Origin of the sequence: Polaromonas sp. A23 (assembly GCF_002001015.1) — a bacterium.
Taxonomy (GTDB): Bacteria; Pseudomonadota; Gammaproteobacteria; order Burkholderiales; family Burkholderiaceae_C; genus Polaromonas.
Genome location: NZ_MUNO01000041.1, coordinates 124,713 through 136,768, shown reverse-complemented (window position 1 = coordinate 136,768; position 12,056 = coordinate 124,713). Strand labels below are relative to the sequence as shown.

11 protein-coding genes are annotated in these 12,056 nt (G+C 62.7%); 7 read left to right on the top strand and 4 right to left on the bottom strand.

Annotated features, from left to right (window positions below; genetic code table 11):
• Positions 1–381: 381 nt before the first annotated feature.
• Both B0B52_RS18995 and B0B52_RS18990 read right to left on the bottom strand, forming a co-directional pair.
• Positions 382–3,351 carry a DNA topoisomerase III gene (locus tag B0B52_RS18995; protein WP_077595232.1) on the bottom strand — a complete coding sequence of 990 codons (2,970 nt, stop codon included), beginning with the start codon at positions 3,349–3,351 and terminating at the stop codon, positions 382–384.
• Positions 3,348–3,872, bottom strand: a complete 525-nt coding sequence (locus tag B0B52_RS18990; RefSeq protein ID WP_077595231.1) for a TlpA disulfide reductase family protein — start codon at positions 3,870–3,872, stop codon at positions 3,348–3,350. Before B0B52_RS18990 ends, B0B52_RS18995 begins: the two co-directional genes overlap by 4 nt.
• A gap of 143 nt (positions 3,873–4,015) precedes the next feature.
• On the opposite strand from B0B52_RS18990, the gene B0B52_RS18985 reads away from it, so the two are divergent.
• The 3 genes from B0B52_RS18985 to B0B52_RS18975 all read left to right on the top strand — a co-directional run bounded on the left by B0B52_RS18985 (position 4,016) and on the right by B0B52_RS18975 (position 6,284).
• Positions 4,016–4,666 carry an SET domain-containing protein gene (locus B0B52_RS18985; RefSeq protein WP_371327413.1) on the top strand — a complete coding sequence of 217 codons (651 nt, stop codon included), beginning with the start codon at positions 4,016–4,018 and terminating at the stop codon, positions 4,664–4,666.
• Between the two features lie 68 nt (positions 4,667–4,734).
• Positions 4,735–5,601: a biotin--[acetyl-CoA-carboxylase] ligase gene (locus tag B0B52_RS18980; RefSeq protein ID WP_077595230.1), complete on the top strand. Its 867-nt coding sequence runs from the start codon at positions 4,735–4,737 to the stop codon at positions 5,599–5,601.
• Complete coding sequence (locus tag B0B52_RS18975) at positions 5,595–6,284, top strand: SPOR domain-containing protein (protein ID WP_077595229.1); 690 nt, start codon at positions 5,595–5,597, stop codon at positions 6,282–6,284. Before B0B52_RS18980 ends, B0B52_RS18975 begins: the two co-directional genes overlap by 7 nt.
• A gap of 116 nt (positions 6,285–6,400) precedes the next feature.
• Here the strand turns inward: B0B52_RS18975 and B0B52_RS18970 are convergent, their stop codons facing one another.
• Positions 6,401–7,198, bottom strand: a complete 798-nt coding sequence (locus B0B52_RS18970; protein WP_217349818.1) for an alpha/beta hydrolase — start codon at positions 7,196–7,198, stop codon at positions 6,401–6,403.
• A 244-nt stretch (positions 7,199–7,442) separates the two neighbouring features.
• Between B0B52_RS18970 and B0B52_RS18965 the strand changes: the two genes are divergently transcribed.
• The 3 genes from B0B52_RS18965 (at position 7,443) to B0B52_RS18955 (ending at position 9,910) form a co-directional block, all read left to right on the top strand.
• Positions 7,443–8,021 carry a DUF4142 domain-containing protein gene (locus tag B0B52_RS18965; protein WP_077595227.1) on the top strand — a complete coding sequence of 193 codons (579 nt, stop codon included), beginning with the start codon at positions 7,443–7,445 and terminating at the stop codon, positions 8,019–8,021.
• A 101-nt stretch (positions 8,022–8,122) separates the two neighbouring features.
• The gene (locus tag B0B52_RS18960; protein WP_077595226.1) at positions 8,123–8,524 is read left to right on the top strand and encodes a response regulator; all 402 of its coding nucleotides are present in this window, start codon (positions 8,123–8,125) and stop codon (positions 8,522–8,524) included.
• A gap of 129 nt (positions 8,525–8,653) precedes the next feature.
• Entirely contained in the window at positions 8,654–9,910 is a 1,257-nt protein-coding gene (locus tag B0B52_RS18955; RefSeq protein WP_077595225.1) for an MFS transporter, read from the top strand.
• 72 nt (positions 9,911–9,982) lie between these two features.
• Here the strand turns inward: B0B52_RS18955 and B0B52_RS18950 are convergent, their stop codons facing one another.
• Positions 9,983–11,476, bottom strand: a complete 1,494-nt coding sequence (locus B0B52_RS18950; RefSeq protein ID WP_077595224.1) for a PLP-dependent aminotransferase family protein — start codon at positions 11,474–11,476, stop codon at positions 9,983–9,985.
• 190 nt (positions 11,477–11,666) lie between these two features.
• On the opposite strand from B0B52_RS18950, the gene B0B52_RS18945 reads away from it, so the two are divergent.
• Entirely contained in the window at positions 11,667–12,050 is a 384-nt protein-coding gene (locus tag B0B52_RS18945) for a nuclear transport factor 2 family protein (protein WP_168173593.1), read from the top strand.
• Positions 12,051–12,056 lie beyond the last annotated feature (6 nt).

Below are 12,056 nucleotides of genomic sequence, written 5' to 3'. Positions count from 1 at the left end.
TTCGGGTACGCCATCGGGCTCCGGCGAGGGCGCGCTTTGCGCGTCCTCGCCTCCCCGTATCCGCATTCGTTTCCCCCACCCCTCTGACTGCGCCGAGGAGCGGAGGGCCAGACGGATAAGGACGGGCGATTGTCTGAGCGTAGCGAGTTCGAGCCCGGCCCCGGCTGGACCGAGCACCGCAGGTTGCCCCCGCAGCGTCAGCGAAGGGGGACGCAGACAGCGGGGTCGCCTTTTCTTTGCTTACTTTATTTTGGCGAAGCAAAAGAAAGTGAGTAGCCGCCGGGCTACCCCCGGCTTGTATGAAGACCCACCGCCGCGGCAAGCTTGCACAGGCTTCGACAGGCTCAGCCCGAACGGGGGTCAAGCACCCCGCGGCCGGACTTACTCCGCCGTCAAATGCTTCCCAACAATCCCCGCCAACTCAAACATAGTCACCTGCGGCTTGCCAAACACGGCCAGCAGCTTCGCATCCGCATTGATGGCACGTTTGTTGGCGGCGTCCTGCAGGTTTTCTGCCTTGATGTAGTCCCAGAGCTTTTTGATGACCTGGGTACGCGCCACGGGTTCTGAACCGATCACCGCGGCCAGCGCGTCGCTGGGTTTGAGACCACTGCCTGGCTTGGCAACGCGCGGTGTTTTTGGCTTGGCGGTTTTGGCAGCGGGTGCTTTTTTGGCTGCGACTTTTTTCGCAGCCGCTTTTTTCGCAGCAGGGCCTGCAGTCTTGGCCGCAACGGTTTTGCCGAACGGGGTTTTCACGGTGCCGGTACGCGGCGGGCCGGCGGTTTTGCGTGGCGGGAACTTGGACGGCGCGAATTCGAAATTCACCTTGCCGGCTTCCGCGTCCCAGGCCAGCATGGCCTTGAAGGGGCGGCGGGTGCGCATCGACACAAACTTGTCGAGCAGGTCGGTCTTGCCGGCGGTCAAGAGCTTGACCATCTGCTCGCGCTCCACCGGCTGCTGCAGGATCACCTGGCCGGTCTTGAAGTCGCAGCTGGGCGTGGGCTGAGCGTTGGTTGGTACCGACTTTTCACACACGTAGTTTTTGCCGTGTTCAAACACACCGGCGCCGCACTTGGGGCAGGCGCCCAGCGATTGCTGGCCGCTGAAGTCCACGATCTCGCCGGTTTCGCCGTTCTTGTCGTCGCCGAAGTCAAACTCAAGCTTGTAGTTCTTGGTCTCTTCGTCGAACTTGATCACCATCTCGGCCGTGAACGGCCAGCCTGCCTTGGAGCGGAAGCCGTCGAGCGGGCCAATCTTTTTGTCGCGCAGAAATTGTTCGACCTCGGCCACTTCAAAAGTGCGACCAGCCGGCGTTTTGCCGAATGAGAAGCCGCAGCCCTCTGCACCGTTTTTGCCGGTGCAGGTGTAGCGCCGGTAGTTTTCCTTGATCACGCCGCCGCAGTTGGGGCAGGGCGCGCTGAGCGTCGCGTAGTCGCCGGGAATCGTGTCCTTGTCGTAACCTTTGGCCTTGGCCACCAGGTTTTTCGTCATGTCGGCAATCTCGGCCATGAAGGTCTCGCGGCTGAGCTTGCCTTTTTCCATCTGCGCGAGTTTGTGTTCCCAGTCACCGGTCAGGTCGGCGCGCGACAGCTCCTCCACACCCAGACCGCGCAGCAGCGTCATGAGCTGGAAGGCCTTGGCCGTCGGAATCAGCTCGCGGCCTTCGCGCAGCATGTATTTTTCGTTGATCAAGCCTTCGATGGTCGCCGCGCGGGTGGCCGGCGTGCCCAGGCCTTTTTCCTGCATGGCTTCACGCAGCTCGTCGTCGTCAATCGTCTTGCCGGCACCTTCCATCGCGCCCAGCAAGGTGGCTTCTGAATACCTGGCCGGCGGCCGCGTCTTGAGGCCCTTGGCTTCGACCACTTCTGCACGCACCATCTCGCCGGGTTTCACCGGCACCAGGCTCTGGCCCTTGTCGCCTTCCTTGGCATCGGCCACTTCGTCGGCGGCCTCCTTGCCGTAAATTGCCAGCCAGCCCGGCTTGACCAGCACCTTGCCTTCGGTCTTGAAGCTGTAGCCCACGGCCTGTGAAATACGCGTGGTCACGAGGTATTCGGCACTCGGGAAAAACACTGCCATGAAGCGTCGCACCACCAGGTCGTACAGCTTCTGCTCGGCGTCGCTCAGGCCGCTGGGCGCCTGCAGCGTTGGGATGATTGCAAAGTGATCACTCACCTTGGCGTTGTCGAAAATGCGCTTGCTGGGCTTGATGTAGTTGCCCTTGATGGCCGTGGCCGCGTGCGGCGCCAGATGTTTCATGGAACTGGCGGCCAGCATTTCAAAGGTCTGCTTCACCACCGGCAAATAGTCTTCCGGCAGCGCGCGCGAATCGGTACGCGGGTAGGTCAGCGCCTTGTGGCGTTCGTACAGGCTTTGCGCAATCGACAGCGTGGTCTTGGCCGAAAAGCCGAACTTGCCGTTGGCCTCGCGCTGCAGCGAGGTCAAATCAAACAGCAAACCCGCCGCTTGTGTGGTCGGTTTGCTTTCCTCAGTGACAGTGGCGGCCTTGCCGCGCACGGCCTCGGCAATCGCCAGCGCCTCGCGCTCGGACCACACCCGGTCAGCCTTCAGCTCGGCGTCGGGCTCGGTGTTGTCCGCATTGGCCGAAGCCTTTTTCCACTTGGGATCAAACCACTTGGCGGGGTACTCGCCGGCTTCAGCCAGAAAGCTCGCGTGGATTTCCCAGTAGTCGCGGCTCACGAACTTGCGGATTTTTTCCTCGCGCTCCACCACCACCGACAGCGTCGGTGTCTGCACGCGGCCCACCGTCGTCAAAAAGAAACCGCCGTCGCGCGAGTTGAAGGCGGTCATGGCACGGGTGCCGTTGATGCCGACCATCCAGTCGGCCTCAGATCTGCAGCGCGCCGCATCCGCCAGCGGCAGCATCTGCGCGTCGCTGCGCAGGCTGTCAAAACCGTCACGAATCGCGGCCGGCGTCATGGACTGCAGCCACAGCCGCTTGACCGGGTGCGCGCTCTTGGCGTACTGCTGGATCAGGCGGAAGATCAGTTCACCCTCGCGGCCCGCGTCGCAAGCGTTGACGAGGGCGCCCACGTCCTTGCGCTTGGCCAGCTTGACGATGGCGTTGAGCCGCGTCTTGGTCTTGTCAATGGGTTTGAGATCAAAGTAGGGCGGAATCACCGGCAGGTTGGCAAAACTCCACTTGCCGCGCTTGACGTCAAACTCCTCCGGCGCCTGGATCTCCACCAGATGGCCCACCGCCGAAGTCACCAGCCACTCGTCGCTCTCGAAATATTCGTCGTGCTTTTCAAACTTGCCCGCGCTAGGCGTCATCGCCCGCACGATGTCTTGTGCAACCGAGGGCTTTTCTGCAATCACCAGTGTTTTCATAAAAACTTCTTCAAACCTTCTACATCATCGGGGAACATTTCCCCGGCTTCGGCAAACACGACTTTTCCACTGCGGCCATCGCGGCCATTGACCTTGAGGACCACCACCACCGGTAACCCACGCGGCTTGTGCAAGAACTTGGTGTCTTCCGGCAGAATCGCCGCCGGAAAACTGTAGCCTTTGGTCTTTATATAAGCCTGCGCGGCACCTGGCTTACGGTCAATCGACAACGCCAGCACTTCCAGTCCGCTGGCCTTATGGGCCTGCCACAGCGCCTCTATATGGGGCGACTGCACCGCACAAAAAGGGCACCAGCTAGCCCACCAGTACACCACAAGCGTCTTTCCCCGCACCCCAGCGGGGCTCCAGGTGCGCCCGTCCAGCAACTTGAGAACCGGCAGTTTGAGCGTGCTTCCCACCCCAGGCAAGGGGGCCAGCGCACCCTGGGCCCAGGCGCGCGCGGCCAGGCCGGGCGCCACCAGCGCAGGCGCAAGCTGCATCAGTTTTCTTCGGTTGAACATGGTCGGGTTTTCCGGCACATCACTACAATAACGGCTTCGCGCGTACACACGCGCGCACCCGCATGTGCGCGCACATGCATGAATTAACCATACCAAAAAAATTTGTCGTGTCAAAAAATCAGGACTCCGCCCCCCTTTCCGGCCTGCCCACCGGCCCTGCGCCAGACACTGGCCGCCGCATCCAGACCCGCCGTTCCGGCGTGCATGGCAAGGGCGTGTTTGCCGTGCAAGACCTCGCCGAAGGCGAGACCCTGATCGAATACATCGGTGAGGTCGTCACCTGGAAGGAAGCGCTGCGTCGCCACCCGCACGACCCGAAGGACCCTAACCACACCTTCTACTTCCACATGGATGAAGACCATGTGATTGACGCCAAATACGGCGGCAACTCCTCGCGCTGGATCAACCACAGCTGCAACCCCAATTGCGAAGCCGACGAGCAGGGCGGCCGCGTCTACATCAAGGCGCTGCGCAACATCAAGGCCGGCGAAGAGCTGTTCTATGACTACGGCCTGATCATCGACGCCAAGTACACCAAAAAGCTCAAGGCCGAATACCCCTGCTGGTGCGGCGCGACTGACTGCCGCGGCACACTGCTGGCGTCCAAGGACGACAAGCCGGGCAAGAAGGACAAAAAAGAAAAAAAGAAGAAGCTTGAGAAAGCCGTGAAAGGCAAGCAGCTCAAGAAAGAGCTCAACAAGGAACTCAAAAAGGTTCTGAAAAAGACTGGCAAAACCGATAAGACCGGAAAAGCAGGCAAAGCCGAAAAACCGGCCAAAAGCAAAAAAGCCTGAACACCAAGCGCTGACTTGCCATTGCGGGCCACCCCGCAATCCATGATTCCTCCCGCGTCGTTGCCGCCATGAGCACTCCACCCACCGCCCCCTTCCGCTGGCCTGCCGAGGCCATCTGGGAAGCCGTGGCGCCCGTTTTGCCGGGCTTCACGGTGGAGGTACTGCCCCAGATTGATTCAACCAACACCGAGCTGATGCGACGCTTTCGCGCCGCCGGGCCGGTGGCCAGCGAGCCTGTGCTGCTGGTGGCCGAGCAGCAAACCGCGGGCCGTGGCCGCATGGGGCGCAGCTGGCAAAGCCAGGCGGGCGACAGCTTGACGTTTTCTCTCGGCCTGCCGCTGCAGCCGGCCGACTGGTCCGGCCTCTCCCTGGCCGTGGGCATCAGCCTGGCCGAAAGCCTGGAGCCCGGCAACCCCGCTGCACCGGCCATCCGCCTCAAGTGGCCCAACGATTTATGGCTCACCGACGCGCAGGGCGGCGAGTCCAAGCTCGGCGGCATCCTGGTTGAAACCGCCAACTGGGGCGAGTTGCGCTACGTGGTAATTGGTGTGGGCATCAACGTGCGCGCCATGGCCGAGGCACTGGCCCCTGCCGCCGGCCAACCCGCCGCGCTGGCGCCCGGTGCCCTGCAAACCCTGCTGCCCGGCATCGACGTGGCCGAAACCCTGCTGCGTGTGGCTGCCCCGCTGGTACAGGCGGTGCAGGCCTTCGGCATGTTCGGCTTCAGCCCTTTCCAGGCACGCTTCAGCGCGCGCGACGCGCTCGCCGGACGCATCGTGAAGCTGTCCGACGGTACCCAGGGCATGGCCCATGGCGTCGGCGAAAACGGCGCGTTGCTGGTGCATACTGCGGCTGGCATGAAAGAAATCACCAGCTCCGAAGTCAGCGTCCGGCCCATGACGCCCCCCGCCCCAGGCAGCGCGCGCGCATGCTGAGGCTGCTGGTGTTGCTGCTGGTGTTGGCCAACGCGGGCTACTTCGCCTGGTCGCTTGGCGTGCTGGAACCGATAGGTATGACACCTGCCGTGCAGACCGAGCCCCAGCGCCTGGCCACCCAGATTCGGCCCGAAGCGATTCGTCTCCTGACCCCCGATGAAGCGCGCGACATTGAAGCACGCAACACCGGCCGCAACGGCGCAGCCGGTACATCTTCCGCCGCAGACATCCCCACCGAATGCCTGCAGGCCGGCCTGTTCAATGAAGAGCAGACCACCCGCCTGCGCACCAGCCTTGAAACGGCCCTGCCCTCCGGCAGCTGGCAGCTTGAAAGCAGCGTCGAGCCGGCGCGATGGATTGTTTACATGGGCAAATACAACAGCGAGGAAGCCCTGTCCAAAAAACGCGGTGAATTACGCCAGCTCGGCGTGTCTTTCCGCGCCGTCAGCAATGAAGCGCTGGCACCCGGCCTGGCGCTGGGCAGCTTCCAAACCCAGGCCGAAGCCGACAAAGAGCTTGTGCGTATTGCCGCCAAAGGCGTGCGCACGGCGCGCGTGACACAGGAGCGTGCCGAGGCACGCGGCCAGATCGTCAAATTCGCAGCGGTAGACAGCGAGTTGCGGACCCAGCTCGACGGGCTCAAGACGCAATTCGAAGGCAAGGCCTTGCGCGCCTGCTCCTAAAGCAGCCTCACTGTTGCTATTGTTTCAGGAGCTGTTGGCGACCGTACAGTAAGGGCTGAAGGCCGTTTTTGCTATCAATCCAGCATCATTTAAAGCGCACCGCTGCCTGGCACCCCTCACCTGGCTACCGGCGCGGCGGAGTTGGCCTTGATCCAGTCGGCAATGTCTTTGGTGACTGCTGTCTCGATGCCCCGGAACTGGTGGTAGCCGCCGTGGCAAGGGTTGCCTCCGGACGAGCCACCTTCGGGTGAGATCAGCTCCACCTTGGGGGAGGCCGACAAGGCCGCCTTCAGCGCCGGCATGGCGTCGTAGGGCGTCACATAGCAGCCATCGGTCTTGTGATGCACCAGCAGCACTGGCAGGGTGACCTCTGCCAGCGGCGCAAGCGACACCACATGCGCCGCGCGTGACACCCCTGCTTTGGTCACCGAAGAGGTCAGCACCAGCCCGGCTGGGCCCTTGCCTTTGAGGTGGGTCGCCGCCGCCGCGGCCGACAGTGAGCCGTTGCTGGTGCCCACCGCCCAGATCGGCAGCGGAGACTGCTGGCGCAAAAATTCGAACAGCGCCGCATTGTCCTGCGCGTGTTCAGCCGTTTGCCGGAAATCGTCCAGGTTCCTGCGGTCGGACGGCACATCCGGTATCACCACGCTGATGCCGTTTTGCGTAAAACGGTGCGCGCCGCTCGCCAGAAAGCCCTCGTTGAGCATGGAGCCGTTCGGGAAAAGACCGATGTTGCCCGGGCCCCCCTGAAACAGAACCGCGCTGGCCACCGGGTTGTCCGCCTTGGCGTACAAAAAGCGCACCGTCACGCCCGCACGGGTAGTCAGTTGCTTGACTTCGATGGACGCCTGCGCGCCGGCAGTGACACCCCAAGCCGACAGAAAAGCCAGCAGAACCCAGCGTAAGTGATGCAAGTGATGCATATGTTTTTTCTTCAACGGTAGGCCGGAGTCCGGCGGGCGCTTCATTGCACTATAGCGAAGGCGTCAGACAACGCCTACAGCCCAACCCGGCAAGCACTGGCACCGCGGCTAACCCAGGCGTCCAGGCTTGAAGGGCTGGCATTACGCCTCTACGTCGCTTCACACCTTCCTGTCCAACCCTGCATTCCCCTCCCTTCTTTTTTCTCCGTTGATCGGTTCAAGGAGTCCACCCCCGATGCATTCACGTCCCCATCTTTTCCCCACGCAAGCGGGCAAGGCCCTGCTTGCCGCAGCCGTTTCGGCGCTGGTTCTGGCCGCCATGCCTGTTCAGGCCCAGGGTACAGGCGTTGGCGCCGGCGGCTTCGGCGCTCTGCAACCGGCCGATCCCGATAAAAAGCTTCTCGACAACCTGGCCGAAGCCAGTATTGCCGGTATCGAAACCGGAAAAACCGCGCTCGAAAAATCGGGCAATCCTGAGATCAAGAAATTTGCGAAACAAGTGGTTGACGACCGTAGTGCAGCGCTCCGGGAAGTTGAGCGCCTGGCCCTGGTCAAAGGCCTGAACGTTCCCAAAGACGCCGACATGCAGCACAAGGCCTCGGGCACGGCGCTCAAGCTGCTGTCAGGCGACAGTTTCGACAAACAGTATCTGAGCAACGCCGGCGTGGACGACCACGCGCAGACGGTGGCGCTGCTGCACAAAACCCAGCGCGAGGCACGGGACCCGGAAATCAAGGCACTCGCCACCAAAATGCTGCCCACGGTGCAGCAGCAGCTTCACGCGGCCAGGCAAATGGCCGCGCCCAAAAAGTAGCAAACCTACTCCTGTAGGAAACGGCCTACGAACAGAAAGGCGTCCGTCTTACAAAATGCGTAGATCCAAAGTTTTACCCTGTTTTCTTTACAGGGACGCTTATGCTGATCAGCGCCTTTCTTGTCGAAGACAAACCAGACATTCGCGACACCCTCGTCGAGGGCATGCAGGAGATCGCCCCCGTCCGCTTCATTGGCCACGCCGCCAGCGAACAGGCCGCCAAACTGTGGCTGAACCGATGCCACGACGACTGGCAAATCGCCATCATTGACCTCTTCCTCGCCGAAGGCTCGGGCTTTGGCGTGCTGCGCGACTGCCAGAGCCGCAAGGCCAATCAGAAGGTGGTTGTACTCACCAGCTACAAGCACCAGAACATCACCGACCGCTGCCTGCAGCTCGGCGCTGACCAGGTGTTCGACAAGTCCGGGGAGCTGGACGAACTGGTGGCGTTTTGCAAGGCGCACGCCAACGAGCTGGACGCCGGGCCGCACTCCTTGCACTGAGGTTTGCTCCTTTTTCAGGAGCTGCTTGCGCCCGTGGAATAAGGGCTAATTCCCACTTTCACCTTCAAACCATGTGCCCATGAGCCGCTGGCGACACGGCGCAGCGTACGCCGGTGTACGCTCACCGCCATGACCGCCGCACCGCCGCCCTCACACGCCTTGCCCGCTACCTCCAGCCCCCGCGCCGTCTGGGTCATGCTGTTTGCGCTGATCTCCGCGTTCGCGCTGAGCCAGGCGGTGCGTACGGTGGCCGCCATCATGGCCGCGCCGCTGCAAGCCGACTTTGCGCTTGACGCCCAGGCGCTGGGCCTCTTCGCCGGCGCCTTCCACTTTGCCTTCGGCGGCATGCAACTGTTCATGGGCATAGGCATTGACCTGCACGGCGTGCGGCGCACCGTGCTCACCGCCTTTCCCATCGCCATTGCCGGCACGGTGTTGTCGGCGCTGTCCACCAGCTTCGGCGCGCTGGTGGCCGGCCAGGTGCTGATCGGCATTGGCTGCGCGCCAACTTTTCTGGTGTGCACGGTGTTTATTGCGCGGCATCTGCCTGCACACCGTTTTGCCGCCATCTCGGGCCTGGCCATGAGCCTGGGCGGCATTGGCCTCTTGCTGACCGGCACGCCGTTGGCCTGGCTGATCGAGGCCAGCTCCTGGCGCATGGGCTTCTGGGTGCTGGCCGGCTGGGGCGTGCTGGCCTGGGGCCTCATCTGGGCGCTGGTGCACGAGCCCGCGCACTCCATGGACGCGCTCAGGAAAAAAGAGTCCGTGGGCCAGGCCCTCGCCGGCTTTGGCGCGTTGTTCACCCTGCCGCATACCTGGGGCATTCTGCTGCTGGCCAGTGTCTGCTACGCGTCCTTTGTTTCGCTGCGCGGCTTGTGGCTGGGGCCGCTGCTGATCGAACGCCATGGGTTCTCACTGGTGCAAAGCGGCAACGTGGCGCTGGTCATGTCGCTGGTGTCACTGGCCGGCCCGCCGCTGTTCGGCCGGCTGGACCCCGGCCCTGCCACGCGCCGCCGCTGGATAACCGGCTTCACACTGTTGCTGGCCGGCGTGTTCGCCGGCTTTGCATTCACGCACAGCCCGTTCATCGACGTGGCCGCACCCATCGCCATCGGCCTGCTGTCGGGCTACATGATCCTGCAGTACTCCGACGTACGCGCCGCCTATCCGGCAGCCATGACGGGCCGGGCGCTGTCGGTGTTCACCATGGCCATATTCCTCGGCGTGGCCACCATGCAGTGGTTCACCGGCATTGTTGCTTCCATGGCCACGGCACGCGGCGTGGAGCCTTTCACCGCCGTGCTGGCCAGCATTGCGGCGTTGCTCGCATTGGGTGCGCTGGCCTTTGTGGCACTGCCCGGCCCGCCGCCTCAACCTCAAAAGTAAGCGTCCGCACGCATCAACGCTATGATTTCAATAGCTTCTTGCACCCACACTACAAGGGCTGTAGTCGTTTTTCTATCCCACTGACAGCTTTGCCCGCACACGCCGCTCGGGCACAAGCTCGGCCAGTTTCCGGATGCCGGTTCGTATGTCGGGCACAGACAGCGAGGCGTAGCCAAAAAGCAGCCCGCCGCGGGCCGGGGGCTTTGCAAAATAGGGGGCAACGGAATACAGGCCCACCCCCGCTTGCGCTGCGCGGGCAATGAGCGCGTCCACGTCTTGCGGCGCAACATCGTTAAGCCAGACCAGCAGATGAACGCCGGTTTTCCCACCGGCAATATCGACACGGTCGCCAAAATGTTGCGTCAAGGCGTCCACCAGTGCCTGGCGCCTGGCCGCATTTCTTGCGCCAGCCCTGCGCAGGTATTTTTCAAACTGGCCACTGCTGATGAAGTCAGCCAGGGCCATTTGCGGCAGCAACATCGAAAACCGGTCGGTCATCCATTTTGCGGCAATGAAGTGCGGCACCAGTGAGCGCGGTAGCACCAGATAACCCAGCCGCAACGACGGGAACAGTGTTTTCGAAAACGTGCCGGCGTAAATCACACGCTCCTGGCGATCCAGCGCCTGCAAGGGTTCCAGCGGTTTGCCCTCGTAGCGAAACTCGCTCACGTAGTCGTCTTCCAGCACCCAGGCACCGGTTCGCGCCGCCCAGTCGAGCAATGCCTGCCTGCGCTCCAGCGGAAGGATCGTGCCCGAGGGAAACTGGTGGCAGGGCGTCACGTAGGCTAGCCGGGCACCGGCGGCGGCAGGCGGGAGCTGCGCGGTGTCCAGCCCTTGCGCATCCGTTGCCAGCCGCAAGAGGCGTGCACCGTTGGCCTCAAAGGTCTTGGTGGCACCCGGGTAGTGCGGCTCCTCCACCACCACCGCATCACCCGGGTCCAGAAGCACACGGGCCGCCAGGTCGATCGCCTGCTGGGCGCCATTGACGATGATGATCTGGTCGGCATCGCAATGCAGCCCGCGTGCGCGCTTGAGATAGTCGGCCAGAGCCGTCCGCAGCGGCAGGTAGCCCGCAGGAAACGCATAACCCAGGGTGTCGCGGCTGGCTTGCCTGGCATGCACCGACAACAGGCGCCGCCAGATTTCATTGGGAAACTCGTCCAATGCAGCGCTGCCGTAGCGGAAGTCCTGGCGAACACCAGGCCGGCGGCCATAGGCGGCAGCGGGCGGTGGCAAAGACTTGTCCTGCATCATTCTTCTGGCGTACGCCGATACCTGCAGCCCTTGCTGCACCCGTTCAGCAACCGGCCGCACCGCAGGCTGCGGCGGCAGGGCACCCAGGACCGTGGTGCTTGACCGGCCCTTGCTCAGCACGTAACCCTCGGCGGCCAGCTGCTCGTAGGCCAGCATGACGGTGTTGCGTGAAACCCCGAGGTCAGCCGCCAGCGCCCGCGTCGAAGGCAACCGGCTTCCCGGCGCAAAGCGGCCGTCCCGGATGCCCCCCTTGAGCGCCAGGTACACGCGCCGGTTCAGGGGCGCCGCAGAACTTTTGAAAGCTAGAAGCATGGCAATGCGCAGGTTGCGGCAGGTGCTGTTGCGTTTGCAAAAAATGTGCGGGATGAACCGCGCCGACAGCTGAAGATCATACGCGTCCCGGCCGAATCTGGCACCTTGCTATGACGAAAATCTGGCTCTTTGAAAGAGCCAGTACAAAACTATGCTTCACCCAGGATTCGTCAACCAAGGAGCTTTCCCCATGCAACAAACAGACCTTGCCCCCGACCGGACGCAAGACATCCAGACACTGGAAGACCTCAACCGGCACTACGTCCGTTCGGCCGAACAGTCCGATGCAGCGTGGTACCAGGAACACCTGGCGGAAGATTTTCTGAGCAGCCACCGCGATGGCTCTATCGTCGATCGCGCGGGCTTTCTCCAGAGAATCTCTGGTCCGTACCCGGGCACAAACCTGCAGGCAGTGGACGTGCAGATCCGCCTTGTCGGCGAGCTTGCCCTGATTCACGCGGGCTTCAGGTACAAAAGCCTGGACGGTAAGTGGGGCAGCGGCCGCTACACCGACATCTACGCGCGCCGCCAGCAACGCTGGCTTTGCGTGTCCGCGCATTTCAACCGCTTTTAACGAGGG

Excerpts from the sequence above, each read along its gene's own strand:
- B0B52_RS18965 (WP_077595227.1), top strand. The coding sequence starts at position 7,443 with ATGCATTCACGTCCCCATCTTTTCCCCACGCAAGCGGGCAAGGCCCTG.
- B0B52_RS18945 (WP_168173593.1), top strand. The coding sequence starts at position 11,667 with ATGCAACAAACAGACCTTGCCCCCGACCGGACGCAAGACATCCAGACA.
- B0B52_RS18975 (WP_077595229.1), top strand. The coding sequence starts at position 5,595 with ATGCTGAGGCTGCTGGTGTTGCTGCTGGTGTTGGCCAACGCGGGCTAC.
- B0B52_RS18950 (WP_077595224.1), bottom strand. The coding sequence starts at position 11,476 with ATGCTTCTAGCTTTCAAAAGTTCTGCGGCGCCCCTGAACCGGCGCGTG.
- B0B52_RS18995 (WP_077595232.1), bottom strand. The coding sequence starts at position 3,351 with ATGAAAACACTGGTGATTGCAGAAAAGCCCTCGGTTGCACAAGACATC.
- B0B52_RS18960 (WP_077595226.1), top strand. The coding sequence starts at position 8,123 with ATGCTGATCAGCGCCTTTCTTGTCGAAGACAAACCAGACATTCGCGAC.
- B0B52_RS18955 (WP_077595225.1), top strand. The coding sequence starts at position 8,654 with ATGACCGCCGCACCGCCGCCCTCACACGCCTTGCCCGCTACCTCCAGC.
- B0B52_RS18980 (WP_077595230.1), top strand. The coding sequence starts at position 4,735 with ATGAGCACTCCACCCACCGCCCCCTTCCGCTGGCCTGCCGAGGCCATC.
- B0B52_RS18990 (WP_077595231.1), bottom strand. The coding sequence starts at position 3,872 with ATGTTCAACCGAAGAAAACTGATGCAGCTTGCGCCTGCGCTGGTGGCG.